Origin of the sequence: Streptomyces sp. SS1-1 (assembly GCF_008973465.1) — a bacterium.
In the GTDB taxonomy this organism is placed as follows: domain Bacteria; phylum Actinomycetota; class Actinomycetes; order Streptomycetales; family Streptomycetaceae; genus Streptomyces.
Genome location: NZ_WBXN01000004.1, coordinates 2,428,532 through 2,455,039, shown reverse-complemented (window position 1 = coordinate 2,455,039; position 26,508 = coordinate 2,428,532). Strand labels below are relative to the sequence as shown.

Annotated in this window: 24 protein-coding genes and 1 pseudogene; 8 read left to right on the top strand and 17 right to left on the bottom strand. The window is 72.3% G+C overall.

Annotated features, from left to right (window positions below; all coding sequences use genetic code 11):
- Window positions 1-10: 10 nt before the first annotated feature.
- Genes F8R89_RS12370 through F8R89_RS12340 form a run of 7 tightly spaced genes read right to left on the bottom strand, consistent with a single transcriptional unit; the run spans window position 11 to window position 7,129 of the window.
- Window positions 11-1,039 (bottom strand): 2-hydroxyacid dehydrogenase, encoded by a 1,029-nt coding sequence (locus F8R89_RS12370; RefSeq protein WP_151784023.1) that lies wholly within the window; start codon window positions 1,037-1,039, stop codon window positions 11-13.
- Window positions 1,036-2,115: an ABC transporter ATP-binding protein gene (locus F8R89_RS12365; RefSeq protein ID WP_151784022.1), complete on the bottom strand. Its 1,080-nt coding sequence runs from the start codon at window positions 2,113-2,115 to the stop codon at window positions 1,036-1,038. The genes F8R89_RS12370 and F8R89_RS12365 overlap by 4 nt, the downstream gene beginning before the upstream one ends.
- Window positions 2,093-2,917, bottom strand: a complete 825-nt coding sequence (locus F8R89_RS12360; protein ID WP_151784021.1) for a DeoR/GlpR family DNA-binding transcription regulator — start codon at window positions 2,915-2,917, stop codon at window positions 2,093-2,095. The genes F8R89_RS12365 and F8R89_RS12360 overlap by 23 nt, the downstream gene beginning before the upstream one ends.
- Window positions 2,914-3,999 carry an ABC transporter ATP-binding protein gene (locus F8R89_RS12355; RefSeq protein WP_151784020.1) on the bottom strand — a complete coding sequence of 362 codons (1,086 nt, stop codon included), beginning with the start codon at window positions 3,997-3,999 and terminating at the stop codon, window positions 2,914-2,916. Before F8R89_RS12355 ends, F8R89_RS12360 begins: the two co-directional genes overlap by 4 nt.
- Entirely contained in the window at window positions 3,996-4,820 is an 825-nt protein-coding gene (locus F8R89_RS12350) for a carbohydrate ABC transporter permease (protein WP_225994377.1), read from the bottom strand. The genes F8R89_RS12355 and F8R89_RS12350 overlap by 4 nt, the downstream gene beginning before the upstream one ends.
- A 2-nt stretch (window positions 4,821-4,822) precedes the next feature.
- On the bottom strand, window positions 4,823-5,704 hold the full coding sequence (locus tag F8R89_RS12345; protein ID WP_151784018.1) for a carbohydrate ABC transporter permease: 882 nt from the start codon (window positions 5,702-5,704) through the stop codon (window positions 4,823-4,825).
- Between the two features lie 3 nt (window positions 5,705-5,707).
- Entirely contained in the window at window positions 5,708-7,129 is a 1,422-nt protein-coding gene (locus F8R89_RS12340; RefSeq protein WP_151784017.1) for an ABC transporter substrate-binding protein, read from the bottom strand.
- Between the two features lie 162 nt (window positions 7,130-7,291).
- Between F8R89_RS12340 and F8R89_RS12335 the strand changes: the two genes are divergently transcribed.
- From F8R89_RS12335 to F8R89_RS12325, 3 genes and pseudogenes are all read left to right on the top strand, one after another.
- On the top strand, window positions 7,292-8,755 hold the full coding sequence (locus F8R89_RS12335) for an FGGY-family carbohydrate kinase (protein WP_151784016.1): 1,464 nt from the start codon (window positions 7,292-7,294) through the stop codon (window positions 8,753-8,755).
- Window positions 8,752-9,402, top strand: a complete 651-nt coding sequence (locus F8R89_RS12330) for a histidine phosphatase family protein (protein ID WP_151784015.1) — start codon at window positions 8,752-8,754, stop codon at window positions 9,400-9,402. Before F8R89_RS12335 ends, F8R89_RS12330 begins: the two co-directional genes overlap by 4 nt.
- A 54-nt stretch (window positions 9,403-9,456) precedes the next feature.
- Window positions 9,457-9,591: pseudogene (locus F8R89_RS12325) on the top strand (SAM-dependent methyltransferase); the annotation flags it as partial.
- Between the two features lie 139 nt (window positions 9,592-9,730).
- Here F8R89_RS12325 and F8R89_RS12320 read toward each other — a convergent pair.
- The 8 genes from F8R89_RS12320 to F8R89_RS12285 all read right to left on the bottom strand — a co-directional run bounded on the left by F8R89_RS12320 (window position 9,731) and on the right by F8R89_RS12285 (window position 18,364).
- Window positions 9,731-10,372 (bottom strand): superoxide dismutase, encoded by a 642-nt coding sequence (locus F8R89_RS12320; protein WP_151784014.1) that lies wholly within the window; start codon window positions 10,370-10,372, stop codon window positions 9,731-9,733.
- A gap of 104 nt (window positions 10,373-10,476) precedes the next feature.
- Window positions 10,477-11,868: an amino acid permease gene (locus tag F8R89_RS12315; protein WP_151784013.1), complete on the bottom strand. Its 1,392-nt coding sequence runs from the start codon at window positions 11,866-11,868 to the stop codon at window positions 10,477-10,479.
- Between the two features lie 121 nt (window positions 11,869-11,989).
- Complete coding sequence (locus F8R89_RS12310) at window positions 11,990-12,886, bottom strand: TauD/TfdA dioxygenase family protein (RefSeq protein WP_151784012.1); 897 nt, start codon at window positions 12,884-12,886, stop codon at window positions 11,990-11,992.
- A 27-nt stretch (window positions 12,887-12,913) separates the two neighbouring features.
- The gene (locus tag F8R89_RS12305) at window positions 12,914-14,254 is read right to left on the bottom strand and encodes an LLM class flavin-dependent oxidoreductase (protein ID WP_151784011.1); all 1,341 of its coding nucleotides are present in this window, start codon (window positions 14,252-14,254) and stop codon (window positions 12,914-12,916) included.
- A 62-nt stretch (window positions 14,255-14,316) separates the two neighbouring features.
- On the bottom strand, window positions 14,317-15,030 hold the full coding sequence (locus F8R89_RS12300) for an ABC transporter ATP-binding protein (protein ID WP_151784010.1): 714 nt from the start codon (window positions 15,028-15,030) through the stop codon (window positions 14,317-14,319).
- Window positions 15,006-15,854, bottom strand: coding sequence for an ABC transporter permease (locus tag F8R89_RS12295; protein ID WP_151784009.1), 849 nt, complete (start codon window positions 15,852-15,854; stop codon window positions 15,006-15,008). The genes F8R89_RS12300 and F8R89_RS12295 overlap by 25 nt, the downstream gene beginning before the upstream one ends.
- Window positions 15,855-15,859: 5 nt before the next feature.
- The gene (locus F8R89_RS12290; RefSeq protein ID WP_151784008.1) at window positions 15,860-16,924 is read right to left on the bottom strand and encodes an ABC transporter substrate-binding protein; all 1,065 of its coding nucleotides are present in this window, start codon (window positions 16,922-16,924) and stop codon (window positions 15,860-15,862) included.
- A gap of 225 nt (window positions 16,925-17,149) precedes the next feature.
- Entirely contained in the window at window positions 17,150-18,364 is a 1,215-nt protein-coding gene (locus F8R89_RS12285) for an ROK family transcriptional regulator (RefSeq protein WP_151784007.1), read from the bottom strand.
- 464 nt (window positions 18,365-18,828) lie between these two features.
- Between F8R89_RS12285 and F8R89_RS12280 the strand changes: the two genes are divergently transcribed.
- On the top strand, window positions 18,829-19,410 hold the full coding sequence (locus tag F8R89_RS12280) for a biotin transporter BioY (RefSeq protein ID WP_151784006.1): 582 nt from the start codon (window positions 18,829-18,831) through the stop codon (window positions 19,408-19,410).
- Between the two features lie 73 nt (window positions 19,411-19,483).
- On the opposite strand, the gene F8R89_RS12275 is transcribed toward F8R89_RS12280, so the two are convergent.
- Entirely contained in the window at window positions 19,484-20,203 is a 720-nt protein-coding gene (locus F8R89_RS12275) for an LPXTG cell wall anchor domain-containing protein (RefSeq protein ID WP_151784005.1), read from the bottom strand.
- A 231-nt stretch (window positions 20,204-20,434) separates the two neighbouring features.
- Here F8R89_RS12275 and F8R89_RS12270 point away from each other — a divergent pair, with 231 nt between their 5' ends.
- Both F8R89_RS12270 and F8R89_RS12265 read left to right on the top strand, forming a co-directional pair.
- Window positions 20,435-21,769 carry a serine/threonine-protein kinase gene (locus F8R89_RS12270; RefSeq protein ID WP_264158884.1) on the top strand — a complete coding sequence of 445 codons (1,335 nt, stop codon included), beginning with the start codon at window positions 20,435-20,437 and terminating at the stop codon, window positions 21,767-21,769.
- A 1,063-nt stretch (window positions 21,770-22,832) separates the two neighbouring features.
- Window positions 22,833-23,306: a hypothetical protein gene (locus tag F8R89_RS12265; RefSeq protein WP_192806105.1), complete on the top strand. Its 474-nt coding sequence runs from the start codon at window positions 22,833-22,835 to the stop codon at window positions 23,304-23,306.
- 99 nt (window positions 23,307-23,405) lie between these two features.
- Here F8R89_RS12265 and F8R89_RS12260 read toward each other — a convergent pair whose 3' ends face one another.
- Window positions 23,406-24,896 (bottom strand): amino acid permease, encoded by a 1,491-nt coding sequence (locus F8R89_RS12260; RefSeq protein WP_151784004.1) that lies wholly within the window; start codon window positions 24,894-24,896, stop codon window positions 23,406-23,408.
- Window positions 24,897-25,115: 219 nt separating this feature from the next.
- On the opposite strand from F8R89_RS12260, the gene F8R89_RS12255 reads away from it, so the two are divergent.
- Entirely contained in the window at window positions 25,116-25,607 is a 492-nt protein-coding gene (locus tag F8R89_RS12255; RefSeq protein ID WP_151784003.1) for a ribose-5-phosphate isomerase, read from the top strand.
- A 78-nt stretch (window positions 25,608-25,685) separates the two neighbouring features.
- Complete coding sequence (locus tag F8R89_RS12250) at window positions 25,686-26,495, top strand: Fpg/Nei family DNA glycosylase (protein WP_151784002.1); 810 nt, start codon at window positions 25,686-25,688, stop codon at window positions 26,493-26,495.
- Window positions 26,496-26,508 lie beyond the last annotated feature (13 nt).

Genomic DNA, 26,508 nt, shown 5'->3' with positions numbered 1-26,508 from the left:
TCGGGTCCCGTCACGTCAGGCGGTGCGCGAGCGGCTCGCCGCGCACCCAGCGCCCCACCTCCGCCGCGGCGATCGCCGCCGCCTTCTCCGCCACCGCCCGGGACGCGCCGCCCAGGTGCGGGGTGAGCACCACCCGGTCGGTGAGCGCGCGCAGCCGGGAACGGGCGGGCAGCGGCTCGGTCGCGTACGTGTCCAGGGCCGCCGCCGACACCTGGCCGCTCTCCAGCGCGTCGCACAGCGCGTCCTCGTCGAGGAGCGGGCCGCGGGCCGCGTTCACCACGACCGCGCCCCGGGGCAGCAGGGCCAGCTCGCGGGCGCCGAGCAGCCCGCGGGTCTCGTCGGTGAGCCGGGCGTGCAGGGTGACCGCCCGCGAGGCCCGCAGCAGCTCGTCGAGGGAGGCGACCCGCAGGCCGTGGATCTCGCCCCGCACGTACGGGTCGTGCACCAGCACCCGGGCGCCGAACGCGCACAGCGCGCGGGCGACCCGGCTGCCGACGGCCCCGTAGCCGACCAGGCCGACCGGCAGGTCCTCCAGCTCCAGGCCGCTGTGCGCGTACGTGTAGTAGGTCGCCCCCTCCCAGCTGCCCCGGTGGGCGAGGAGGTCGTGGGCCTGCGGGATGCGGCGCAGCGCGGACAGCAGCAGGCCGACGGTGAACTCGGCGGTGGCGGCGGCGTTGCGGCCGGGCGCGTAGCAGACGCGGACGTCGTGCCGTTTCGCCGCGTCCAGGTTGACGTTGACCGGGCCGCCCCGGCACACCACCACCAGCCGCAGGGCGGGGCAGGCGGCCAGGACCCGTTCGGTCACCGGGCCCATCTGGGTGACCAGCACCTGGGCGCCGGCGAGCGCGGCGATCAGCTCGTCCTCGGCGTCGCTGGCCTCCGTCACCTCGGCCACCGGGCCGAACGGCTCCAGCGGCCAGCCGAGGGTCAGTTCGGCCGTCTCGCAGTCGACCTCCCGGGCCAGGGCCTCGCGGATCAGGGACGGCAGGATGAAGTGGTCGCCGGCGGCCACCACACGCACGCGGTTCCCGGGGGTCATCGCAGGGCATCTCCTGTCTCGGCGTCGAAGACATGGGTGCGGCGGGGGTCGGCGGTGACCCGGACGCGGTCGTCGTGGGCGAGGCGCACCTCGGGGCCCGTCAGGACCACCAGGGGCCGGTCGACCCCCTCGACGGCGAGCGTGGCGAGGCCCGACTCCAGCAGCGGTTCGTGGGCGACGACCCGTGCGGCGAGGCCGTCCTCGCCGCCGAGCGCCAGGTCCTCCGGGCGGACGCCGACCACCACCTCGCGGCCCGCCGCGACCGGCACCGGCAGCGCGATCCGGGCCGTGGCCGACAGCCGGGCGTGGCCGTCGGCGGTCGCCGTGCCGGGGAGCAGGTTGACGGCGGGTTCGCCGACGAAGTCCGCGACGAAGACGGTGGCGGGGCTGTCGTAGATCTCGTACGGGGTGCCGAGCTGCTGGATCACGCCGTCCTTCATCACGGCGATCCGGTCGGCCAGCGACAGGGCCTCCTCCTGGTCGTGGGTGACCAGGATGGTGGTGTGGCCCAGGTCGCGCTGGATGCGTTTGAGTTCGCGGCGGGTGGTGTCCCGCTGGGCGGCGTCGAGATGTGACAGCGGCTCGTCCAGGAGCAGCACGTCGGGTTCGCGGATCAGCGCGCGGGCCAGGGACACCCGCTGCTTCTGGCCGCTGGACAGCCCGGCCGGGCGGGCGTCGAGCACGTCCGTCAGGTCGACGCGTTCGGCGATCTCCTTCACCCGGCGGGCCACGTCGGCCCGGTCGGCGCCCCGGCGGGCCCGCAGCCCGAACGCCAGGTTCTCCGCGACCGTCAGCGGCGGGTACAGCGCGTAGTTCTCGAAGGCGACCCCGATGTTGCGCCGCTGCGCGGGCAGGCCCGTCACCGACACGCCGCCGACCAGGATGTCCCCGCCGGTCACCGTCTCCAGCCCGGCGATCATCCGCAGCGTCGTGGACTTGCCGCAGCCGGACGGGCCCAGCAGGCCGAGGAGTTCACCCGGGCGCAGGGCCAGGTCGATGCCGCGGACGGCGGGCACGGGCTCGCGGCCCCGCGCCCGGTAGGTCTTGCGCAGGTCACGTAGCTCCAGCTCGGTCATCGCCGCCCCTCGTCGCGGTCGAAGTGCACACCTCGTAGCGGACCTTGTGCTCGTCCAGGTCCCGCAGGGCCTCCGCCGACGCCCCGTCGTCCACGAGGAGCAGGTCGAAGCGGGACAGCGGGACCACCCGGTGCAGGGCGGCGCGGGCGAGCTTGGTGTGGTCGATCAGCAGGACGTTGCGCGCGGCCGCGTCGAGCATGGCGCGCTTCACCGACACGATGTGCTGCTCCTGGTGGTAGGCGTAGCCGCCGCGCACGGCCGACGTGGAGGCGAAGCACACGTCGACGCGCAGCTGCTCGATCGCCTCGACGCAGGACACGCCGAGGAAGGACGAGTGCAGCGGGTCGTAGTCACCGCCCAGGGCGATCAGATGGATGCCGCGCCGGCCGGCGAGCAGGTTGACGGCCTCCAGGAAGTTGGTGACGACCGTCAGCGGGGTGATCTCACCCAGCCGCAGCCCGCGGGCTATCTCCAGGGTGGTCGTGGAGTCGTCCAGCATGACCGCCATGCCGGGCTCGACGAGCTTCAGGGCCCGCTCGGCGACGGCCGCCTTCTCGGCGCGCATGGTCTTCAGCCGGTACTGCACATTGGACTCGAACACGCCGGAGGGCTGCGCGGTCACACCGCCCCGGAACTTGCGGACGACGCCCTGCCGTTCGAGCTCGTCCAGGTCCCGGTGGATGGTCATGAGGCTCACCCCGAACCGCTCGGCCAGGTCGGCGGCGGTCGCCGTCCCGTCGGCGAGGACCTGCTCGGCCATCGCGGCCTGACGGGCGGCGGGGCCCTGCTGTGCGTGGTTCATGGTCCGATCCTTCGTCCTGGACGCTCCGGCCGGTCGGCCTCGAACAGCAGCAGGTTCTCAGGCCGGACCGACAGTCGTACCGGATCGTCGGGACGAAGACCGGCCGCCTCGCCGCGCGGGACGACGAGCGCCACATGCTGCTCGCCGAGCCGGACGGTGACCTCCACCGAGCGGCCCAGCACCTCGGTGACGTAGACCGTGCCGGTGAGCGGGTGACCGGGGCCCGCGCCCAGGGTGAGATCGCGGGGCCGGACGCCGGCCAGCACCTCGGTGCCCGGTGCGGCCTCCGCCCGCAGGTCCAGTTCGACCGCGCCGTCCGCCGACCGGAAGCCGCCGCCGGGTGCGACCGTGCCGGGCAGCAGGTTGATCCGGGGCCGGCCGAACGCCCGCGCCACCTCCGTGTCGTGGGGCCGGTACCAGATCTCCTCGCGGGTCCCGGTCTGCACGATCCGCCCGTCCCGGATGACGCCGATCCGGTCGCCGAGCGCCAGCGCCTCCACCGCGTCGTGGGTGACGTACAGGGTGGTGGTGCGGCGCACCGACCCGATCGCCTTCAGCTCGGCCCGCATCCGCTGGCGCAGCTTGGCGTCGAGGTGGGAGAGCGGCTCGTCCAGCAGGAAGGCCCGGGCGGGGCGGACGAGGACCCGGCCGAGCGCGACCCGCTGGCGCTGCCCGTTGGACAGCTGCCCGACCGGCCGGTCCAGCAGGCCCGCGATGCCCAGCAGTTCCGCCACCTCCCCGATCCGCTCGCGCGCCCGGGCCGCGGGGAGGCGGTGGCGCGGCGAGCGGAGCGGGAAGGCGAGGTTGTCGTACACCGACTTGTGCGGGTACAGGGCGTAGCTCTCGAAGCACATGGCCACGCCCCGGTCGTACGGCTCGACCCCGCGCTGGTCCCGGCCGTCGAGCTCGACGGTCCCGGCGTCGGGGAGCTCCAGCCCGGCGACGGTCTTCAGCGCGGTGGTCTTCCCGGCGCCGGACGGGCCGAGCAGGCAGAAGAACTCGCCCTCGCGCACCTCCAGGTCCAGCCCGTCGAGCGCCCGGACCGCGCCGAACGCCTTGGCGACGCCCCGCAGCCGGATCACGACTTCACCGCCCCGAACGACAGCCCCCGCACCAGGTACCGCTGGATGGTCAGCGCGAGCAGCAGCGGCGGGACGACGGAGACGAGCGCGGCGGCGGCCGTCAGGTTGTACTTGGGCCGGTCGCCGCCGAGGAACGACAGCGCGCCGACGGTCACCGTCTGGGCCTCGCTGGAGGTGAGGATGAGCGGGAAGACGAAGTTGTTCCAGGCGAAGATGAAGGCGAGCAGCGACACGGCCGCCACCCCCGGCTTGACCAGCGGCAGCGCCACCTTCACGAACGCCTGCTTACGGCTGTAGCCGTCGAGCAGGGCCGCCTGTTCGAGTTCGGGCGTGAGATCGGCGAAGTACGAGCGCATGATCCACACGATCAGCGGCAGCGTGACCAGCTGGAGCACCCACACCATGCCGACGTACGTGTCGAACAGCCCGAGCTTCTGGTACAGCACGAACAGCGGGATGATCACGGTGAGTTCGGGCGCGAACCGGAACGACAGCAGCGTGAACATCAGGTTCTCGGAGCCCTTGAACCGCCAGCGCGCCGAGGCGTACGCCGCCGGCAGCCCCACGAGGAGCGACAGGAGCACCGCGCCCACCGACACCACCAGGCTGTTGACGAAGAACCGCACGAACGGGATGCCCTCGCTGTCGCCGAGGACCGTGCGGTAGCCGTCGAGGGTGGGGGAGAAGGAGAAGTAGGTGGAGAACAGCTGGTTCGCCGGCTTCAGCGACAGGATCACCATCCAGGCGACGGGGAACAGCGCGAAGACGAAGTAGAGGATCAGGGCGGCGTCGGCCAGCCACCCCAACAGGCGCTTTCTCATGGTCATTTCACCTCCGCCGCCTTCCGCTGGATCTTCCCGAGGTGCTTCACCAGCACCATCGCCGCGAGGTAGACCACGGCCCAGAGCACGATCGTGTAGCTGATGCCGAACGAGTAGCGCTGGAAGCGGATCGCCTCCAGATAGGCCCGGATCTGCAGGACGACGGTCGAGTCGCCCGGCCCGCCCTCGGTGAGGGCGTAGATGATGTCGAACACCTTCAGCGAGTCCATGAACCGGAAGATCACCGCGACCAGCACGTACGGCCACAGCATCGGCAGGGTCAGCCGGCGGAAGGTGTACCACCGGCCCGCCCCGTCGACGGCCGCCGCCTCGAACGGCGAGGTGGGCAGGGAGCGCAGCCCGGCCAGCGCGAGGATCGCCACGAACGGGGTGTAGACCCAGACGTCCACGGCGATGGACGACAGCAGGGCCCCGGCCGGGGTGTCCGTCCACTGCACGCCGCCCAGCCCGACAGGCCGCAGCAGATGGTTCACCACGCCCACCGACGGCTGGAGCATCAGCTTCCAGATGATCGCCGCGATCACCGGCGCGATCATCAGCGGCAGGATGAGGATCTTCTCCAGCACCCGCCCGACGAGGGACGACCGGTGCAGCAGCAGGGCGACGGACACCCCGAGGACCGTCTCGGCGGCGGCCGCGCCGACCGCGTACAGGACCGTCACCCAGGCCGAGTTCCAGAACGCCCCCTGGGTGAAGACGGTCGTGTAGTTCTCCAGCCGCACCAGGTCCGGCTGCGGCTTGCTCGCCGAGAAGTCGAACAGCGTGTAGTACAGGCCGAGCCCGAACGGGTAGAGGATCCCGCAGGTCAGCAGCAGGGCGGGCACGATCAGGAGGTACGGGCGCAGGGCGGGCCGCCATCCCATCGGCTAGCCCACCTTGCCGGCGAGGTCGCCCGCCAGGCCGTTCAGCACCGACTCGGCGTTCTCGCCGCCGTAGATCTCCTGGAGGGCGGCGGCCCAGCTGGTGGTGGCGTCGAAGAACTGCTCCTGCGGGGTGAACTGGATCTTCGTCTGGTCGACGACCGTCTCGAAGGTGTCGAGGAAGCCGGGCAGGTGCCGCATCTTGTCCTTGTAGGCGGGGTCGTCGGCGATCGACCTGCGCACCGGATCGATGTGGTGGTGCCGGATCGCGCCTTTGCGCAGATGCTCCTTGCCGGTCGCCCACTGCAGGAACAGCCAGGCGGCGCTCTTCTTCCTGCTCCTGGCGTTCATGCCGAGCGACCAGATCCACATGTTGGTGGCCAGCGAGCCGTCCGGCCCCTTCGGGCCGGGGTGGAAGGCGATCTTCCCGGAGGCCGGGCCGGCGCCCTCGACCGCCTGGAAGTAGGCGGCGGTGTCCGCGTCGAACAGCATCCCGGCCTTCTTCGCGCCGAGGTCGCTGGAGCACTGGTACCAGGTGTACGACGTCCACGACGGCGGCCCGCCCTGCTTGACCATGGCGGCCCAGTCCCGGGTGAACGCGACGGCCTCGGGGCTGTTCATCGCCGGTGTGAGCTTCCCGCCCTCCACTGTGAAGTCCTTCAGCCCGTTGCGGGCGTACATGGTCATGAAGCCGGGGTGGATCGTCGCCCAGCTCCGCGAGCCGCGCACGGCGATCCCGTACATGCCGTCGAACCCGGCGCCCGGCGCCTTCCGCTTGATGGTCCCGGCGATGTCGCGCAGCTCGTCGAAGGTCTCGGCGGGCCGCAGGCCCAGCTTCTCGAACACGTCCGTGTTGTAGGCGACGACGTTGGTCTCCCAGCCCCACGGCAGCGCGTACTGCCCGCCCTGCCCGAGCGGGGCGCCCGCCTTCAGGGACCACTGGTCGGCCTGGAGGAGGTTGGGGAAGAAGTCCGCCTGGTCCCATTCGGCGGCCGTGGCCGAGGAGTTGCGCATCCAGGGGCCGAGGTCCTCCAGCCAGCCGGGCGGCCCGTACTGCCACACCATGTACGCGCCCAGCATGAAGACGTCGTAGGAGGCGCGTCCGCTGGACAGGTCGACGGTGAGCTTGTCGAAGTAGTTGTCCTCGGGGAAGACGTCGTACTCGACCTCGATCCCCGTCCGCTCGGTGAACGACTTCAGGTCGGCGATCAGGGCGTCCGTGTACGGGTGCTTGTTCAGCAGGGCCTTGACGGTCGTGCCCTTCTCCCGCTTCCAGTCGAAGGAGCCGGTGACGTCGTCCGCCGCCGAGCCGTCGCTCTTGCCGTCCCCGCCGCCGAACCCGGTCCCGCAGGCGCTCAGCAGGGGAGTGGCGGCCAGGGCGGCGCCCAGCGCCAGGAAGCGCCGGCGATCGTGCGCGTGCGTGTCCATCCGTGACCTCCACGTGGGGTTCGGGTCATCAAGGGGGCTGACACGGCGAGTCGACTCGTCAACAGAGGGTGGAACCGCGGAAGTTGGGCGTCAATCCCTCGCGCACGGGAAAATATCGGTGCAGAGTGAGAAGTTAACGTTCCCAACTGTGCGGGAGACCGGATGGCGGACCACGACGACGTGGCCTGGCTCGGGATCGACCTGGGCACCCAGAGCGTGCGCGCCCTGCTCGTCACCGGGGACGGCACGGTCCTCGGCGGCGGCTCGGCACCGCTGACCGGCCGCCGCGACGGCGTCCGGCACGAACAGGACCCGGCCTCCTGGTGGGACGGCCTGTGCACCGCCACCCGCGCCGCCCTGCGCGGCCGGGCCGGCACCCCGGTCGGCGGGCTCGCCCTCTGCGGCACCTCCGGGACCGTCCTGCTCACCGACGGCGCCGGCCACCCCACGAGCCCCGCGCTCATGTACGACGACGCCCGCGCGGCGCACCAGGCGGCGCGGGCGCGCGCGGCGGGCCTCGCCGTCCAGGACACCTGGGCGCTGCCGAAGGCGCTGTGGCTGACCGAGACCCACGGCCCGGGCCGCGTCACCCACCAGCCCGACCTGATGGTCCTGCTCCTCACCGGCGCACTGCCCCCGGCCGACTCCAGCCACGCCCTGAAGACCGGCTACGACCCGGAGCGCGACGCCTGGCCGGACGGGCTGGCCCGGCTCGGGCTGCCCGACGAGGCGGTCCCGGACGTCGTGCCGCCCGGCACCCGGCTCGGCGAGGTGTCCGCGTCCGCCGCCGAGGCCACCGGCATCCCCGCCGGCACCCCCGTCGTCGCCGGCATGACCGACGGCTGCGCGGCCCAGATCGCCTCCGCCGCGCTGCGCCCCGGCGCCTGGAACTCGGTCCTCGGCACCACCCTCGTCCTCAAGGGCGCGTCCCCCACCCCGGTCCGCGACCCGGCCGGCGTGGTCTACAACCACCGCGCGCCGGGCGGCGGTTGGCTGCCCGGCGGCGCCTCCAGCGTGGGCGCGAGCGTCCTCACGGCCGCGTTCCCCGGCGCCGACCCCGCCGCCATGGACGAGCGGGCCGCCGCCCACGAGCCGTCCGGCGCCGTCACCTACCCGCTGGTCTCGCCCGGCGAACGGTTCCCGTTCCTGGCTCCCGGCGCCACCTCCCTCGTCCTCGGCGAACCCGCGTCGGACGCCGACCTGTGGGCCGGGCTCCTCCAGGGCGTCGCCTTCGCCGAACGCCTCTGCCTGGACTACCTGCACCACCTCGGCGCCCCGGTCGACGGCCCGCTCACCTTCACCGGCGGCGCCGCCCGTAGCCCCTACTGGAACCAGCTGCGCGCCGACGTGCTGGGCCGCCCCGCCCGGGTGCCCCGCCAGACCGAACCGGCCCTCGGCATGGCCGCGCTGGCGGCGTACGGCACGGGCGCGGCGCCGGCGCTCACGGACGCGGCGGAGGCCATGGTCCGCCTCGGCCCGCCCGTCGAGCCGCGCCCCGGGCGCACCGCCCTCTTCGCCGAGCCCTACGCGCGCCTGGTCGACGAGCTGAGCGCCCGCGGCTGGCTCCCCGCGCCGGTCGCGGCGCACGCGTACGCCCGCCTCGACAGAGATACTGCCGACTCATGACGACGCCCACGAGCACGACGCTGCTGCTGGCCCGGCACGGGCAGACGATCTGGCACGCCGAGAACCGCTACGCAGGGGTCAGCGACGTGCCGCTCACCGACACCGGGCGGGCCCAGGCCGAGGCGCTGGGCCGGTGGGCCGCCGGCCACCCGGTCGACGCGATCTGGACCTCACCGCTGTCCCGCGCCGTCGTCACCGCCGAGCCCGCCTGCCGCGCCCTCGGGCTGACGCCCCGGCGCGAACCGGGCCTGCGCGAATGCGACTTCGGTGTCCTGGAGGGCCGTACGCTCGCCGAGTTCGCCGCCGAGGACCCGGCCGCCGCGGAGGCGTACCGCGCGGACCCGGTGGCGCACCCGTTCCCGGACGCCGAGGACCCGACGGCCGCCGCCCACCGCGGAGTCACCGCCCTGCGCGGCATCGCCGCCGCGCACCCCGGCGAACGGGTGCTCGTGGTCGCCCACAACACCCTGCTGAGGCTGGTCCTGTGCACCCTGCTGTCCATCCCGGCACGCGAGTACCGCCGGGTGCTCCCACGCCTGCGCAACACGGCCCTCACGGAACTGCGCCTGACTCCCGGGGGCCAGGCGGCACTTCTCTCCCTGAACGTCCCCTGCGAACCGGACCCGCGTAGCACGATGACCCCATGACGGAGATCGACACCTCGGTACCGCATGCAGCCCTTGGGGGGTGTCTTGTCGGTCCCGCTGGTCCTGACCCACGCCCGGACCCTGCTCACGTCCACCGAGGAGGGCGTGACCGCGTACGAGGACCTGCGTCTGTACGAGCCGGAGAAGATCCTCGACGCGGCCTCCCGCACCCTGGACCTGTCCCGGCCTCGGCCGGCACGGCGGACTCGCCCGCACGCCCTGACGACGCCGGAGGTCCCCGCGAGTCACGTCCTCGCGGGGGCCTCCGTCCTTCCGCCTGCCCTGTGAAAGGTGAGAAGACGATCACGAGGCAGGACGACTCACGGGGTCAGGGGGCGAGCAGCAGCACATCGGCGCGGGAGCGGGCGGCCGTGTAACGGGCGGCGACGTCCTGCCAGTTCACGACCTGCCACATCGCCTCGATGAAGTCCACCTTCTGGTTGCGGTACTGCAGGTAGAACGCGTGCTCCCAGGCGTCGAAGACCAGGATCGGAGTGGCGCCCTGGCCGACGTTGCCCTGGTGGTCGTAGACCTGCTCCACGATCAGCCGGCCGCTCAGCGGCTCGTACGCGAGCACCCCCCAGCCGGAGCCCTGTGTGGTCGCGGCCGCCTTGGAGAGCTGCGCCTTGAAGCGGGCGAAGGAACCGAACGACTCGGCGATGGCGTCGGCCAGCTCGCCCACGCCGTCCTTCTCCAGCGGCTCGCCGCCTCCGTCGCCGGACATGTTCCGCCAGTAGATGCTGTGCAGGATGTGCCCGGAGAGGTGGAAGGCCAGGTTCTTCTCCAGGCCGTTGATCGACCCCCACGTCTCCTTGTCCCGCGCCTCGGCCAGCTGCTCCAGCGTGTCGTTGGCGCCCTTCACATAGGCCGCGTGGTGCTTGTCGTGATGCAGCTCGATGATCTCGGGGCTGATCACGGGCGCGAGCGCGGCGTAGTCGTAGGGCAGGTCCGGGAGTGTGTAGACGGGCATGGAGGTCCCCTTGGCTCTCTTGTTGCAAGTAGCTTGCAATAACAAGCTAACAGCAAAAAGCCCCCGTGTGGATCACACGGGGGCTTCGCGGGGAGTCGGACCGGTCAGGTCCTGGCGCGCGACCGCTGCCAGGCGTACCCGGCCGCCGCCAGGGCCAGGGTCATCCCGCCCGTCGAGTACAGCTGCACCCGGGTGTCGGGCTCGCGGGCCATCAGTACGAAGATCGCGGCCATCCCGGCCAGCGCCACCCACGTCAGCACCGGGAACGCCCACATGCGCACGACCAGCTTCTCCGGGGTCTCGCGCTCCAGCCGGCGGCGCAGCCGCAGCTGGGAGACCGCGATGAAGATCCAGACGACCAGGATGACCGCGCCGATCATGTTCAGCAGCCACGGGAAGACGTCGTCCGGACGCCAGTACGACAGGACGACGCACACGAAGCCGAAGACGGACGACGCGAGGACCGCGATCCGCGGCACCCCGCCCGCCACCCGGCCAAGCGCCGCCGGGCCCTGGCCCCGCTGGACGAGGGAGTAGGCGATGCGCGACGAGCCGTAGATGTTGGCGTTCATCGCGCTCAGCAGGGCGACCAGGACCACCACGTTCATCAGCTGCCCGGCGCCGGGGATGCCCAGCCGGTCGAGGGTGGCCACGTACGGGCCCTTCTCGACGACCGCCGCGGAGTCCCAGGGCACCAGGGTGACCACGACCGCCATCGAGCCGATGTAGAACAGGGCGATCCGCCACATGGCCGTGCGCACCGCGCGCGCCACCCCGCTGACCGGGTCCTCCGACTCGGCCGCCGCGATGGTGACCGTCTCCATGCCGCCGTAGGCGAACACCGACGCCAGCAGGCCGATGATCAGTCCCTCGGTGCCGTTCGGCAGGAAGCCGCCCTCACCGGTGAGGTGCGCGGTCCCGGGCGCGTCCGTGCCGGGCAGCAGACCGGCGATGGCCAGCCCGCCCAGCACCAGGAACAGCGCGATCGCGCCGACCTTCAGCGCGGCGAACCAGAACTCGAACTCGCCGAAGTTCTTCACCGCGGCCAGGTTCGCGCCGCAGAACACCACCATGAACAGGGCCACCCACGCCCACTCCGGGGTGCCGGGCAGCCAGCCCGTGACGATCTTCGCCGCGCCGATGCCCTCCAGTCCGACGGCCGTGCACAGCAGGACCCAGAAGGACCAGCCGGCGGTGAACCCCGCCCAGGGGCCGATCGCCCGCTCGGCGTGCGCGGAGAAGGAACCGGAGGAGGGATACGCGGCCGACATCTCGCCGAGCATCCGCATCACCAGCATCACGAGGAGGCCGGAGACGACATAGGCGACGACGATCGAGGGCCCGGCGGCGGCGATCCCCGCCCCGGACCCCACGAACAGGCCGGCGCCGATGACACCGCCGAGGGCGATCATCGACAGATGGCGCTGCTTGAGGCCGTGGGACAGGGGAGCGCCGGCCGCCTTCGGGGGCGACGGCTCGGTGGTGCTGTTCTGCATGGGCGCGGCTCGTCCAATGCGTGAGAGGGCAAAAAACCCCCACAGCATGGGCGGCCTCTCCGCTCAGAAGGAGAGGCCGCCCACTATGCGGACACTCGCCGCACCCTGTGTGATTCCTGTGTCACGCCGCGACGGCCGTGTAGTGCGAGGCGTCCCCCTCGATCGAGTGGCTCGCCTTGCCCTCGATGCCGACCGGCACGTCACCGGCGACGGTCACCCGGTGCAGCCGGCGCGGCAGACCGTCGTAGTTGTCGACGGCGTAGTGCTGCGTGATCCGGTTGTCGAAGACGACCAGCTGGTTCTCCGACCAGCGGTGGCGCAGGATGTTCTCCGGCCGGGTGACGTACGCCTGGAGCAGGTCGAGGATCCTGCGGGACTCGCCCGGTGACAGACCCACGATCCGCTGCGCGAACCCGCCGATGAACAGCCCGCGTTCACCGGTCAGCGGGTGGACGCGCACCACCGGGTGGACCGTGCGGTACGTGATCGAGGTGAACTGGGCGCGCTGCGCGGCCTGCCGCTCGTCGATCTCCTCGTCCGGCGCCGCGTAGTCGTAGTCGTTGGTGTGCTCCGCCCACAGGGTGTCCGCCAGCCTCCGCAGCGGTTCCGGCAGTTGGCGGTAGGCGGCCGCCGCGTTCGCGATCAGCGTCTCGCCGCCGTACGGCGGAAGGGTGATGCTGCGCAGGGTCGTGGCCTGCGGCGGGTTCAGGACGAACGTGACGTCGGTGTGCCAGTGGTTGGCGGCCCGGCCCCGCTCGCTGTCCACGGGCAGCACGTTGGGGGCGCCGGCGATCGAGGAGACCGTCGGGTGGGCGGTGGTGACGTCGCCGAAGTGCCGGACGAAGTCCTGGTGGGTGGCGTCGTCCAGGTTCACGTCGTCGATCACGAGCGCCTTGTGGACGTTGAGGGCCTCGCGCAGCGCGGTGACGGTCTCCCCGTCGAGGGGCCGGGAGATGTCGACGCCGGACACCCGGGCGCCGATGTGCGCGGTGATCTTCTGGATCTCGAGGTCTGACACGGGCGGTCCTTCCGGTTCGGGTCTGCTTCAGACGAGGGCGTTCTCGCGGACGGTGTACTGGTTGGCGGGGCGCGGCAGGCCGTAGCGCTCGCGCAGCGTGCGGCGCGGCCCGTACGCGGTGCGCAGCAGGCCGCGCTCGCGCAGGATCGGCACCACGTGGTCGACGAAGGCGTCGAGCCCGGACGGCAGCACCGGCGGCATGATGTTGAAGCCGTCGGCGGCGCCTTGCGTGAACCACGTCTCGATGGCGTCGGCGACCTGCTCGGGGGTGCCGGCGAAGGTGAGGTGGCCGCGCCCGCCGCCGAGCCGCCCGATCAGGTGCCGGACCGTGAGGCGTTCACGCCGGGCCAGTTGCACGACGAGCGTGTAGCGGCTCTTGGCGCCCTCGACGGCGTCCTCGGACGGCAGGTCGGCGGGGAGCGGACCGTCCAGCTCCAGGGTGCCGGGCTCCAGCTGCAGCAGGCTCTCCAGCCGGGCCACGCCGTGCGTGTGCACGATGTGGCCCTCCAGCTCCCGCTCGGCCGCCCGCGCCTCGGCCTCGGTCGAGCCGATCACCGGGACGATGCCCGGCAGCACCTTGATGTGGTCGGGGTCCCGGCCCGCCTCGGCGGTACGGGCCTTGAGGTCGGCGTAGAAGGCCCGCGCGTCCTCGATGGTCTGCTGCGCGGTGAACACGGCCTCCGCGTGGCGCGCGGCGAACCGCTTGCCGTCCTCGCTCGACCCGGCCTGCACGAGCAGCGGGTAACCCTGCGGGGTGCGCGGGACGTTGAGCGCCCCCTCGACCCGGAAGTACGTCCCCCGGTGCCGCGGCGGATGGATCTTGCTGTCGTCGCCCCAGACGCCGGCCGTCTTGTCGGCGACGATCGCGTCGTCCTCCCAGCTGTCCCACAGCTTCCGGGCCACGTCCAGGAACTCGTCGGCCCGGGCGTACCGCTCGGCGTGCGCGGGCTCCGCGTCCAGGCCGAAGTTCCGGGCGGCCTCGGCACCGGCCGTGGTGACGATGTTCCAGCCGGCCCTCCCGCCGCTGACGATGTCCAGCGAAGCGAACTTGCGGGCCAGGTTGTAGGGCGAGTTGTAGGACGTGGAGGCGGTGGCGATCAGCCCGATGTGCTCGGTGGCCGTCGCCAGCGCGGTCAGCAGCGTCAGCGGCTCCAGGGCGCCGGCGGGCCGCTGCGCGAGGTTGCTCCACAGCTGGGGGCCGTCGGCGAGGAACAGCGAGTCGAAGGTGCCGCGCTCGGCGGTCCGGGCGAGCCGCACGTAGTGGCCGAGGTCGACGTGCGCGTACGGATCGCTCTCCGGGAGCCGCCAGGAGGCCTCGTGGTGGCCGGTGTTCATGAGGAACGCGTTGAGGTGGAGCTGTCGGGTCATGGGAGTCCTCGGTCGGGGGGAGAGGCGGGGGGAGAAGGGGGTGCGGTCGCCGGGTCCCGCGGTCACCTCGGGTCCTCGGTCACGCCGAGCGCCGCGAGCAGCCGTTCGCGGTACGCCGAGCGGGGCGTGTCCCGGTCGATCGTCACGTCGAGCGCGATCCGGCCGTGCTCCAGGACGAGCACCCGGTCGGCGAGCACGATCGCCTCGTCGACGTCGTGGGTGACGAGCAGGACGGACGGGCGGTGGCGCTCCCACAGCTCCCGCAGCAGGTTGTGCATCCTGATCCGGGTCAGGGCGTCCAGCGCCCCGAACGGCTCGTCGGCAAGGAGCAGTTCGGGCTCGCGGACCAGGGAGCGCGCCAGCGCGGCCCGCTGCGCCTCACCGCCGGACAGCTCGTTCGGCCAGGCCCGCTCCCGGCCCTTCAGGCCGACCTCGGCGAGGGCCTCGCGGCCCCGCTCCGCCGCGTCCTTGCCGTCGAGACCGAGGAGGACGTTGTCCAGGACCCGGCGCCAGGGCAGCAGCCGGGAGTCCTGGAAGACCACGGACACCCGCTCCGGCGCGGTCAGCTGCCCCGATCCGGTGACCTGGTGGTCGAGGCCGGCGACGGCCCGCAGCAGCGTGCTCTTGCCGGAGCCGCTGTGCCCGAGCAGGGCCGTGAACTGGCCGGCGGGCAGATCGAGGTCGATGCCGTCGAGGACGGTCCGTCCGTCGAAGGACCGGGTCAGGCCGCGCAGTTGCACGGCGGGACGGGTCAGCTGCTCAGTGTGCGGCGCCACGACAGCACCCTCCGTTCGATGAGGCGGACCGCGCTGTCGGAGACCAGGCCGAAGACGCCGTAGACGACGAGGCCGACGAGGATGACGTCCGTCTGGCCGTAGTTCTGCGCCTGGAACATCATGTAGCCGAGGCCGCTGGTGGCGTTGATCTGCTCCAGCACCACCAGGCCCAGCCAGGACCCGGTCACGCCGAGCCGCAGCCCGACGAAGAAGCCGGGCAGCGCGCCCGGGACGACGATCTGCCGGATGAAGCGGACCCGGTTCAGGCCCTGCACCTCGGCGAGTTCCACGAAGCGGCTGTCGATGCCGGACAGCGCGGCATGGGTGTTCAGATAGATCGGGATGTAGACGACGATGGCGATGATCGCGATCTTGAAGGTCTCGCCGATGCCCAGCCACAGGATGAACAGCGGGATGAGACCCAGCGTCGGGATGGCCCGGTTGAGGTTGACCGTTCCGTCGATCAGCGCCTCACCGGTCCGGGTCAGCCCGGACGCCAGCGCGAGGACGACACCCGCGACGAGCCCGAGGGCGAACCCGGTCGCGGCCCGCCGCAGCGACGTCAGGATGTCGTCCGGCAGGGTCCCGTCCGTCCACAGGTGGGCGCCGGTCTCGACGACGGTCCAGGGCGCCGGGATCGCGCCGGGGTCCAGCGCTCCGGCGGCGGAGGCGGCGGCCCACAGCACGACGAGCAGCAGGGGACCGGCGAGCCGGGCGGCGGGCAGACGCCTGCCGGGGGTCAGGGGACGGCGCCGGCGGACGCGGCGGTCCGGTCCGGCCAGGGGCGGTGCCTCGGCGACGGTCGTGGTGGTCGTGGTGGTCATGGCGGTCACCTCCGGTATTCCGCGGGCACGGCCTTGGCCGCGATGCCCTCGAAGCGGTGGTCGAAGAGCTCGCCGACGTCGAACTTCTTCACGAAGCCGCCCTCCGCGAGCAGATCGGCGGTCTCCTGCTCCCACTCGATGGCCTCGCGCCAGCTCGGTGGGAACAGCGGCTTGTTGGCGAGCTCCGTGATCGCCTCGGCCTGCGCGAGGGACAGGTTCTGCGTCTTGACGTAGAACTCCCGGTTCCAGACGTCCGGGTGCTCGTACGCCCACACCTGGCCCTTGGCCCAGTACGGGATGTACGCGGCGACCGCGGCGGCCTTCGCCTTGTCGTTCAGCACCGACACCGGCGCCCACAGCAGGCTGAGCAGGTCGACGACGTCGGTGACGACCGTGCGGGCGCCCTTGCCCTCGTACTGCTTCAGATAGGCGGGGGCCTGGCTGTTGGCGAGCGGGGCGATGTCGACCTGGCCGGACTGCAGGGCCGTGAGGAACTGGTTGCTGGTCAGCGGTACCAGCTCCACGTCGTCGTACTTCACGCCGGCCTTCTTCAGGGCCCGCAGCAGGACGACGCCCTGCGCCTGGCCCTGCGAGAACGCCAGCCGCCTGCCCTTGAAGTCCGCGACCGTCCGGATGTCGCTGCCGGGCTTGGTGGCGAAGAGGTAGTTGGGCTTGCGGGTGATGTTGATCGCCACGATCTTCGCGTCGAAGCCCTGGTAGTGCGCCTGGATCGGCGGGATGCCCGCGTTGTTGGCCACGTCCAGCGAGCCGGAGCGGAAGGCGTTGATGACGTCGGGACCCGCCCCGATGTTCAGCCAACCGCCCACCTCGAACGGTGGATCGCCCAACTTGGCCAGCTTGAACTGGAGTTGCTGGGTGTTCTGGTAGGAGGCGATCTTCAGGGAGGTGCCCGCGGGCACCGTGGCGGCGAGCGGGGCGGTCGAGGCGCCCTCGCTTCCGGCGGCGGCGCTGCCGGCGCAGCCGCTGAGGCCCGCGACACCGGCCGCGGTGCCGAGCACCGAGGTGAGGAAGAGCCGTCGGTCGATGCCGGACACGGGGGAGGAAGGCATGGGAGAACTCCGGAGGGAGATGGAAAGGAAAACTGGAAAAAGAGCATGCGGAATTCAGGAAGCAGGCCGGAAAAAGACCGGGAAAAGAGAATTCACACAGGGGAGGATGAGCGCTTCACACGCGGCGACGTGTCAGCAACAGTGGGTGCGACAGCTCACGAACAGGCTCATGACCAGCATGTTCCCGGTCGCGGGTGATCCCTGTCAATATTCGGAGTTTCTGAATTAAATAGCCTCAGGTGACACGCCCGCGGACGCGCCCAGAGGGTCCCGGTAGAGGACGTCCAGAGCCACCGAACCACCCGCAGTCGCCAGTACGGAATCCGGGAAACTCGACGGCACGACCGACGCCGCGCGCGCGTCGCCCACCCCGGCGCGCAGCGCGCCGAGACAGTCCTCCCGGCTGAGGACACCGATCTCCGTGACGACCACGGTCTCCGGGTTCAGCACGTCGAGCAGCAGCCCCACCGCCCGGCCCGTCGTCCGCGCCCGCTCCGTCAGCAGCCGCACGGCCACCGGGTCCCCGTCGCGCGCGGCACGCACCACATGCCGCGGGTTCGTGCCGCCGATGACCCCGGCCGCCCGCGCCCGGCGGCACAGCGTCCGCTCGCTCAACTCCGCCTGGAGGCACCCGGTCCGGCCGCACGCGCACCGCTCCGTGCCGCCCGGCACCGGCAGATGCGCGATCGCGCCGGCCTGCGAGCGGGGACCGTGGTGCACCTCGTCGTTCGTCGCGAACGCCGCGTCGACCACGTTGCCGACGAACAGGTGCAGCACACTGCGGCTGCCGCGCACCCGCCCGAACAGCCGCTCCGCGTTCACCAACGCCCGCGCGTGGCCGTCCACATGGACCGGCAGCCCGGTGCGTGCGCCGAGCACGTCCCGCACCGGCACCTCGCGCCAGCCCAGCAGCGGATGCTCGACGACGACCCCCGAGGCCCGGTCCACCCAGCCCCCGGCGGCGAACCCGACACCGAGCGGCCGGACACCGGGCCGCGCGCCGAGCAGCCCGGCCAGCGCGCCGGCCGCCGCGTCCAGGACGTCGTACGGATCGACCGCACCGGAGTGCGGCACCTCCCGCCGCGCCACGACCCGGCCACGCAGATCGAGCAGCGCCACCGTGGTGTACGGCACCGCCACATGCACCCCGCCGACCACGAGCCGCGAGTCGTCCAGGTCGACCGGTACGTGCGGGCGCCCGACCCCGCCGGACGACCGGGGCGCCGCCGCCTCGCGGATCAGCCCCAGCCCGGTAAGCCGGGCGCAGTGGCCGGTCACCGACGCCGGGGACAACCCGGTCAGCCGGGCGATGGTGCTGCGCGCCACGGGCCCGTGCTCCAGCACCGACCGCAGGACGACGCTGGCACTGGTCCGGCGCCGGTCGCGGTCGGCGACACGGGGGATCGGGGACGAAAGAGTGGGTGCCGCGGTACGGGGCATGGGGGAACTTCCTCGGGATCCGGTCCGACACTGCGCCGTGCTGAACGGCGAGCCGGGCCGGGTCACCCGGGCCGGCTCACCCCGGACGGCGACAGGCGGTGGCGCCCACGCGTCGCAGGTCGACGTGGCGACGCGACGTGAAGTTCCGGGACTGGGCGACCATGCGTTCGAAGCTAGCAAAGCGGGCCCGCGCTGCCCAGACGGCGACCGACGGGCGAGACGCTTCTTCATGCGCGGGCAACATGATTGGTGGAACCCTACAGACGTCCCAGGCCCCGCCCTTGTGAGCGGAACGTCCCTGCCTCAGTGACCGGCGTCACCCCGCACGGGGTGTACCGCACCGCCTTTGTCCGGAGCCCACCAAGCCCATGATCCCGCCTTTGTCGACCACTGACGGTGAGGGACCGCGACACCCTGGGATAGCGTCGCAGCGTCCCGTACCGCCCTCACCTCGCGGAGTCCCCATGAGCACCGCTGCCGCAGCCCCCGCACGCTCCGGGCAGGTCCTCGCCGATCTGCTCCCCGCCTCCCGCGTCCGCGACATCGCGCTCGTCGCCGGCGGCGCCGCCCTCACCGGCCTGGCCGCCCAGATCTCCGTGCCCGTGCCGGGCTCCCCGGTGCCGGTGACCGGCCAGACCCTCGCCGTGCTGCTCGTCGGCACCGCGCTCGGCGCCGGCCGCGGCTTCCTCTCGCTCGCGCTGTACGCGCTGGCCGGCATGGCGGGCGTGCCGTGGTTCGCGCAGGGCACCTCCGGCGCCGCCGCCCCGTCCTTCGGCTACATCCTCGGCATGATCCTCGCCGCGACCGTCGTCGGCGCCCTGGCCCGCCGCGGCGCCGACCGCACCGCGCTGCGCACCGCCGGCGCGATGCTGCTCGGCGAGGCGATCATCTACGCCGTCGGCGTGCCCTACCTGGCCCTCGCCACCGGCATGTCGGCGTCCGCCGCGATCGCGGCCGGCCTCGTGCCGTTCCTGATCGGCGACGCGGTGAAGGCGGCGCTGGCGATGGGCGCGCTGCCCACGGCGTGGAAGTTCCTCAACCGCTGACACGACGTCACGTTCGGCAAGAGGTTCGCCGGTCGCACACGACCGGCGAGCCTCTGCCTTTTTCTGCTAGCTCCTACTCGGGCTGGGGCCGCCGCAACCGGGACCACCACAGCCCGGCCGCGCCGGCCGCGAGCAGGGCCGCCCCGGCCGCGCCCAGCGGCAGGACGTCCCGGCCGAGACCGGTCTTGGGCAGCTCGTCGGGGCCCGGCGCCACCGGCTTGTTGTCGGTACCGAGCAGCAGCGGTGTGGCCGGGGCGTCCGGCGACGGGTTCGTCGTGCCGAACGGCACCGGGCCCTGCTGCCAGTACGTCTTCTTGCCGTCACCGGTCTGGACGGGCAGGCAGATCTTGCCCTCCTTGCGTACGTCGAACGTCGCGTCCACGGCGTAGGACTTCGACCCACCCGCGGGGAGATTGTCGAGAGGGCAGGCGAAACCGCTGTTCGAACCCTCGGGGAGGTTTGCCTGGTCGATGGCCGAGCAGCCCTCGACATTCTTTACCGTCAGGCCGTCGAACCCGACGACCAGAAGCTGGATCTTTCCGCTGTCCTTGGTCCCTTCGTTCTTGACGGTGGCAGTGATCTCGGTTTTCCGCGAACTGTTGTCCACCGAGATTTTCTCGGGCAGTTCGGTGGTGAGCTTCACTCCCGCCGGTGCCTCGTCGATGACCTTTCCCCCCTTGCTGCTGCCGGGTCCCTGGTCATCCGCACTGGCGGTGAAGGAGAAGATCATCACTGCCGAGAAAGATGTCGCGACCAGCGATCCCGCGATTGCCGTCGTGCGACGAGAACTCATGTTCGTCCCCCTTGCCTGCGCCTGAATTCGCAGTACTTGAAGAGCTACCACAAGATTTCTCCGCACTATGCTGATACGGACTGAAGTGTGACCATTGTGTTTCAATGGCGGATGTCCGATGTGGCATCGAGGGGGTGCAGCGGATTGCCGGGGAATACGCGAAGCGGTGGGGTTCCGGGTTTACTGGTGACGGGACGCTACCGATTGGTCGAGAGTATCGGCCAGGGGGGAATGGGGCGTGTGTGGCGGGCGGTCGACGAAATGCTCGACCGGCTGGTCGCCGTGAAGGAAATGCGGATAGACGGCCTCGACCCCGAGGACACCCGCACCCGCCGTGAGCGCACCCTGCGTGAGGCGCGGGCGACCGCCCGGATCGACCACCCGCACGTCGTCCGGGTCTACGACGTCGTCGACGAGGGTGAACACCTCTGGATCGTCATGGAGTTGGTGGCCGGCCGCTCCCTGGAGCGCATCATGGCGGAGGACGGCCCGCTGGGCCCCGCCGAGACGGCCCGGATCGGCCTCGGCCTGGTGGCGGCCCTGCGTCAGGTCCACGCGCGCGGGGTGCTGCACCGGGACATCAAGCCGGGCAACGTCCTCGTGGAGACGGAGGCCGTGCGCGGGCGCGGGCGGGTCGTGCTGACGGACTTCGGCATCGCGGCCATCCAGGACGCCAAGGCCCTCACCATGGTGGGCATGCTCGTCGGCTCGCCCGACTACATGGCGCCCGAGCGGATCTCCGGGCGCCCGCAGGGACCGCCGTCGGACGTCTGGTCCCTCGGCGCGACCCTGTGCGCCGCCCTGGCGGGCCGCTCCCCCTTCTCCCGTGACACAACCCTGGCGACGCTGCACGCGGTTCTGTACGAGGAGCCCGAACTCCCGCCCACCGCGGGCCCTTTGCGCCCCACCCTCGCCGCCCTCCTCCAGAAGGACCCATCCTCCCGCCCGGACCTCGACACCCTGGAAACCTCCCTGCAACGGGCGGCGTCCCCACCTCCGACCCCGACGATCCCGGTCCCCGTAACCCCCACGCCGGCCCCACACCCCCTCCCCGAAACAGAACCGGGCACGCCGGCACCGGACCCCCGCGTCCGGCCAGAGGCCCACGACGCGGCTCCGCCGCACCAGGCGCCCACCCACCCGGAAGCCGGAACGACCACCGCCCATCCCGAAGCCGCAACGGCCGCCGGTCCCTCCCATCCCGAGCCGTCGGCCTCCCCCTCCACAGCGCTGACACCTCACCCACCGCGCCACCGGCCCCCTCCGGCACGCCCGCCCCCGACCCGTCACCCACCGGGCCCGAGCCCGGCCCGCTGCCCACACCCTGGCCCGGGCCCACGCCGTCCTCCCTCCCAGCCTCCTCACCTGCCGGAACGCCAGTTCCTGATGCGTCGCCCGCCGGCACGGCCGGCCCCGACCCGTCGCCCGCGCCCGTTCCCGGCGGCCCGACGCCGCCCCAGTCCCCCGGCGGCACGGCCACCCCCGGCCCGTCGCCCGCCGCTACGGCCGACTCCGGCCCGCCGCCCACGCCCGGCCCGGCGGCTCCGCCCCGTCAGCGTTCTCTGACCCCACACCCGCCGGCACGACCGCCCCAGGCCGGTCGCCCACGCCTTCGCCCGCCGGCCCCACGCTGCCCTCGGGCCCGCCTGGTGGCACGGCCGACCGTGGCCCGCTGCCCGCGCTCCGGCCGGGCGGCACGCCGGGCCCGCTCCCAGGTCCCGCACCAGCCGGAACGGAGGACCAGTCGCCCACGCCTTCGCCCGGCGGCCCCACGCCGCCCTCCGGCCCACCTGGTGGCACGGCCGACCGTGACCCGCTACGCGCGCCCCGACCGGGCGGCACACCGGACCCGCTCCCGGGCCCCGCACCAGCCGGAACGGAGGCCCACGACCAGTTGCCCGCGCTCCGGGCCGGCGGCCCCACGCCGTCCCCGCTCCCAGGCTCCGCACCGGCCGGGGCGGCCGACCGCGACCGGTCGCCTGCGCCATCGCCCGGCGGTGCCACGGGGCCCCACAGTCTCCCGTCCGCCGGACCGGCCGACCACGAGCCGTCTCCCGCTGGGAAGACCGATCGTGGCTCGCTGCCCGCGCCCCGGCCGGGCGGCCCCACGCCGTCCCCGCTCCCCGGACCGGCACTTGCTGGGACCGCCACCCCCGGCCCGTCGCCCGCCGATACAGCTGACCCTGGCCAGCGGCCCGCCCCCCGACCTGGCACCCCGTCGCCCGAGTCCTCGCCCAGCGGCCCCACCCGGCCCCCGCTCCCCGGCCCCGCGCCCGCCGGAACGGCCGACCCCGGCCAGCGGCCCGCGCCCTCCCCGGGCGACCTCTCACCCGGCAGCCCTACGCCGCCCCTACTCCCGGACCCCTCACCGAGCGGGACGACCCCCCGCTCCCACACCCCCTCACCCCTACCCCCCGGCATCTCCTCATCCCACTCCGAGGCGGTCACTCAGCGGCGGGTCGACAACCCCCTGCATGAGTCACCCCGGCCCCGGCCCCGGCGCCGCCGCCTCGCCGTAGGGGGCGCCCTCGCTGCCGTCCTCGTCGCCGGGGCCGTCGTCGCCGGGGTCCTGCTGAACGGCGGCGGGTCGCCCGGCGGTGGGAAGGCCGGGGCCGGGTCGTCGGCCTCCGTGAGCGTGTCCTCCTCGCCGACCGTGGAGGGAACCTCGCGGCCGCCGAGCCTGCCGCCCGGTGCCCACCGGGAGGCGGGCGGGTTCGCCTGGGCGACCCCCGAGGGGTGGAAGCGGGACGTCAAGACCGGTGCCGAGGTGCACTACACCGCACCCGACGGCACCCAGGAACTCGCCGCCAAGTCGTCCCTCGCGCGCGGCGACCTCATGGACTCCTGGGAACAGTCCGAGCAGGACGCCCGCCAGGGCGCCGACTACCGCAAGATCCGCCTGGAGCGCACCACGTTCCGCGACCACCCGGCGGTCGTCTGGGAGTACTCCTTCACCCTCCAGGGCGAGCCCTGGCACGCCCGCCTGCTGGGCTTCACCGTGGACGGCAGGTCGTACCAGATCAACACCTGGTACCGCCCCGAGGCCGAGGAGCAGGCCCTCAAGACCTACGGCCGGGTCAGGGACAGCTTCACGGTGCTGTGACCGGCCGCCCACGGCAGCGAAAAGGGGAGGGGCGGCGGGCGCGCCTCAGCGCGTCCAGCCGCCCCTCCCCGGGGCACTCGGCGTCGTGGCTTACGGGCGTCAGCCCGTGGTGACCTCGTCCAGCGGAGCGTCCTCCGCGTCCTCCGCGTCCTCCGCGTCCTCCGTGTCAGCGGCAGCGCCCCCGCGCCCGCCGCCGACCTTCTCCTTCACGAAGGCCACGACCAGCACCAGCGCCGCCACCAGCAGCGACAGCAGCACCGTCTGGCGGCCGTCGTGCTCCGTGTCGGTGAGCATGTAGCCGAGGACGAAGACGATCAGCGCGGCCGTCGCCCACGTCAGATACGGGTACAGCCACATCTTCACGACGAGCTTCTCCGGCGCCTCGCGCTGGATGATCCGCCGCATCCGCAGCTGCGAGAAGCAGATCACCAGCCAGACGAACAGGGCGACGGCCCCGGACGAGTTGACGAGGAAGAGGAAGACGGAGTCCGGGAACTTGTAGTTGAAGAACACGGCCACGAACCCGAACGCCACCGACGCGAGGATCGCCGTGCGCGGCACGCCGTTGCCGGTCGTGCGGCCGAAGCCCTTCGGCGCGTCCCCGCGCTGGCCGAGCGAGAAGGCCATGCGGGAGGCGGTGTACAGACCGGAGTTCAGGCAGGACAGCACCGAGGTCAGCACGATGAAGTTCATGATCTGACCGGCGTGCGGGATGCCGAGCGAGTTCAGCGCGGCGACATAGGACCCGTCGTCGGCGATCGCCTTGCTGTCCCAGGGCAGCAGCGACACCACGACGAGGATCGAGCCCAGGTAGAAGACGGCGACCCGCCAGATGATGCTGTTGGTGGCCTTGGTGACGGCCTTCTGCGGGTTCTCCGACTCACCGGCGGCCAGCGTGGCGATCTCGCTGCCCATGAAGGAGAAGACGACCAGCAGCACACCGGTCAGGATCGCCCCCGGACCGTGGGGCAGGAAGCCGCCGTGCCCGGTGAGGTTGCCGAACCCGGCCTGGTCGCTGTCGACGCCCGGCAGCACACCGAAGATCGCCAGCAGGCCGACGACGATGAAACCGGCGATCGCGACTACCTTGATCCCGGCGAACCAGAACTCGAACTCGCCGTACGACCCGACGGACACCAGGTTCGTCGCGGTCAGCACGATCATCACGATGAGGGCCCAGGCCCACTGCGGGACGGCCGGGATCCAGCCCTCCAGGATCACCGCGCCGGCGGTCGCCTCGACCGCCAGCACGACCACCCAGAAGAACCAGTACAGCCAGCCGATGGAGAAGCCGGCCCAGCGCCCGAGCGCCCGGTCGGCGTGGGCGGAGAAGGAACCCGAGGTCGGGTTGGCCGCGGACATCTCGCCGAGCATGCGCATCACCAGCACCACGAGCGTGCCGACGAGCGCGTACGAGAGGAGGATGCCGGGTCCTGCCGTGGCGATACCGGAGCTGGACCCGACGAAGAGTCCGGCGCCGATGACACCGCCGATCGCGATCATGGAGAGGTGGCGGTCCTTGAGCCCGGCCTGCAGGCCGTGGCCGCCGACAGCCGGTGCGGCCGTCTTCTTTGTCGGCTGCGAAGTCATGGAACGGAATTTCCTTTGCGCCGTGGGGAGCGGTCCTCGTACGGAACGGATCACGTCGGCGTACGAGCCGGACCAGTGAATCGGAGGAGAACCGATTCGGGAACCTTTGATTCGGGATTGTTACTTGAGGTTTCCTTGAGGTTCCATAGTGCATGTCACATTCTCAAGGGATGACCACCCGACGCTGCTGCCCCACGGCGGCCGTGTCACACTCGTGGCATGCGCGTGTATCTCGGCTCCGACCATGCGGGCTTCGAACTCAAGAACCACCTCGTCGACTGGCTGAAGGCCGCCGGTCACGACCCGGTGGACTGCGGGCCCCACATCTACGACGCCCAGGACGACTACCCGCCCTTCTGCCTCCGCGCGGCGGAGAGGACGGCCGCGGACCCCGAGGCCCTCGGCATCGTGATCGGCGGCTCCGGAAACGGTGAGCAGATCGCCGCGAACAAGGTGAAGGGCGTCCGCGCGGCGCTCGCCTGGAGCGAGGAGACGGCCGCGCTCGGCCGCCAGCACAACAACGCCAACGTCGTGGCCGTCGGCGCGCGCATGCACACCACCGAGGAGGCGACGAAGTTCGTCGAGACCTTCCTCGGCACCCCGTACTCGGGTGAGGACCGTCACACCCGCCGGATCGACATGCTCAGCGTCTACGAGACGACGGGCGAGCTCCCCCCGATCCCGGCCCACCACCCGCAGCAGGAGCAGTAACGCCGACCGGTGGCCGGGGGAGCACCACCCCCGGCCGGACCGGACGGACCGGTCCCGGGAGACGACGAAGGAGCCACCGTGCCTGAGGGGCACACCATCCACCGGCTGGCCCAGGACTACGCCGCCGCCTTCCGCGGCACGTCACCCCGGGTCACCAGCCCCCAGGGCAAGTTCTCCGACGCCGCCGCCCTCCTGGACGGCGCCGAGCTCACCCGCACCGACGCCCACGGCAAGCACCTCTTCCTGGGCTTCCGCGACACCGACTGGGTCCACATCCACCTCGGCCTCTTCGGCAAGGTCGCCTTCGGGCCCGCCCCCGCGCCCCCGCCCACGGACACCGTCCGGCTGCGCCTCGCGAACCAGACCGCCCACGTCGACCTGCGCGGCCCCACCACCTGCGCCCTGATCACCGGCACCGAGAAGCAGGCGATCCACGACCGCCTCGGCCCCGACCCGCTGCGCGACGACGCCGACCCGGGCGAGGCGTACCGGCGGATCTCCCGCAGCCGTACGTCGATCGCCGCCCTGCTCATGGACCAGAAGGTCATCGCCGGCGTCGGCAACGTCTACCGGGCCGAGGTCCTCTTCCGGCACGGCATCGACCCCTACCGCGCCGGCCGGGACATCACCCCGGCCCAGTGGGACGCGATCTGGGCGGACCTCGTCGCGCTCATGCGCGAGGGCGTGCGCACCAACCGCATCGACACCGTCCGCCCCGAGCACACCCCGGAGGCCATGGGCCGCCCGCCCCGCGTCGACGACCACGGCGGCGAGGTCTACGTCTACCGCAGGGCGAACCAGCCCTGTCATCTGTGCGGCGGCGAGATCCGCACCGCAGGCCTCGCCGCCCGCAACCTGTTCTGGTGCCCCGGCTGCCAGACGCCGTGACCGCGGGGGCGGC

Coding starts and splice junctions, on each gene's coding strand:
- F8R89_RS12370 (WP_151784023.1), bottom strand. CDS start 1,039: ATGACCCCCGGGAACCGCGTGCGTGTGGTGGCCGCCGGCGACCACTTC.
- F8R89_RS12365 (WP_151784022.1), bottom strand. CDS start 2,115: ATGACCGAGCTGGAGCTACGTGACCTGCGCAAGACCTACCGGGCGCGG.
- F8R89_RS12360 (WP_151784021.1), bottom strand. CDS start 2,917: ATGAACCACGCACAGCAGGGCCCCGCCGCCCGTCAGGCCGCGATGGCC.
- F8R89_RS12350 (WP_225994377.1), bottom strand. CDS start 4,820: ATGAGAAAGCGCCTGTTGGGGTGGCTGGCCGACGCCGCCCTGATCCTC.
- F8R89_RS12345 (WP_151784018.1), bottom strand. CDS start 5,704: ATGGGATGGCGGCCCGCCCTGCGCCCGTACCTCCTGATCGTGCCCGCC.
- F8R89_RS12340 (WP_151784017.1), bottom strand. CDS start 7,129: ATGGACACGCACGCGCACGATCGCCGGCGCTTCCTGGCGCTGGGCGCC.
- F8R89_RS12335 (WP_151784016.1), top strand. CDS start 7,292: ATGGCGGACCACGACGACGTGGCCTGGCTCGGGATCGACCTGGGCACC.
- F8R89_RS12330 (WP_151784015.1), top strand. CDS start 8,752: ATGACGACGCCCACGAGCACGACGCTGCTGCTGGCCCGGCACGGGCAG.
- F8R89_RS12320 (WP_151784014.1), bottom strand. CDS start 10,372: ATGCCCGTCTACACACTCCCGGACCTGCCCTACGACTACGCCGCGCTC.
- F8R89_RS12315 (WP_151784013.1), bottom strand. CDS start 11,868: ATGCAGAACAGCACCACCGAGCCGTCGCCCCCGAAGGCGGCCGGCGCT.
- F8R89_RS12305 (WP_151784011.1), bottom strand. CDS start 14,254: ATGACCCGACAGCTCCACCTCAACGCGTTCCTCATGAACACCGGCCAC.
- F8R89_RS12295 (WP_151784009.1), bottom strand. CDS start 15,854: ATGACCACCACGACCACCACGACCGTCGCCGAGGCACCGCCCCTGGCC.
- F8R89_RS12290 (WP_151784008.1), bottom strand. CDS start 16,924: ATGCCTTCCTCCCCCGTGTCCGGCATCGACCGACGGCTCTTCCTCACC.
- F8R89_RS12285 (WP_151784007.1), bottom strand. CDS start 18,364: ATGCCCCGTACCGCGGCACCCACTCTTTCGTCCCCGATCCCCCGTGTC.
- F8R89_RS12280 (WP_151784006.1), top strand. CDS start 18,829: ATGAGCACCGCTGCCGCAGCCCCCGCACGCTCCGGGCAGGTCCTCGCC.
- F8R89_RS12275 (WP_151784005.1), bottom strand. CDS start 20,203: ATGAGTTCTCGTCGCACGACGGCAATCGCGGGATCGCTGGTCGCGACA.
- F8R89_RS12270 (WP_264158884.1), top strand. CDS start 20,435: ATGGGGCGTGTGTGGCGGGCGGTCGACGAAATGCTCGACCGGCTGGTC.
- F8R89_RS12260 (WP_151784004.1), bottom strand. CDS start 24,896: ATGACTTCGCAGCCGACAAAGAAGACGGCCGCACCGGCTGTCGGCGGC.
- F8R89_RS12255 (WP_151784003.1), top strand. CDS start 25,116: ATGCGCGTGTATCTCGGCTCCGACCATGCGGGCTTCGAACTCAAGAAC.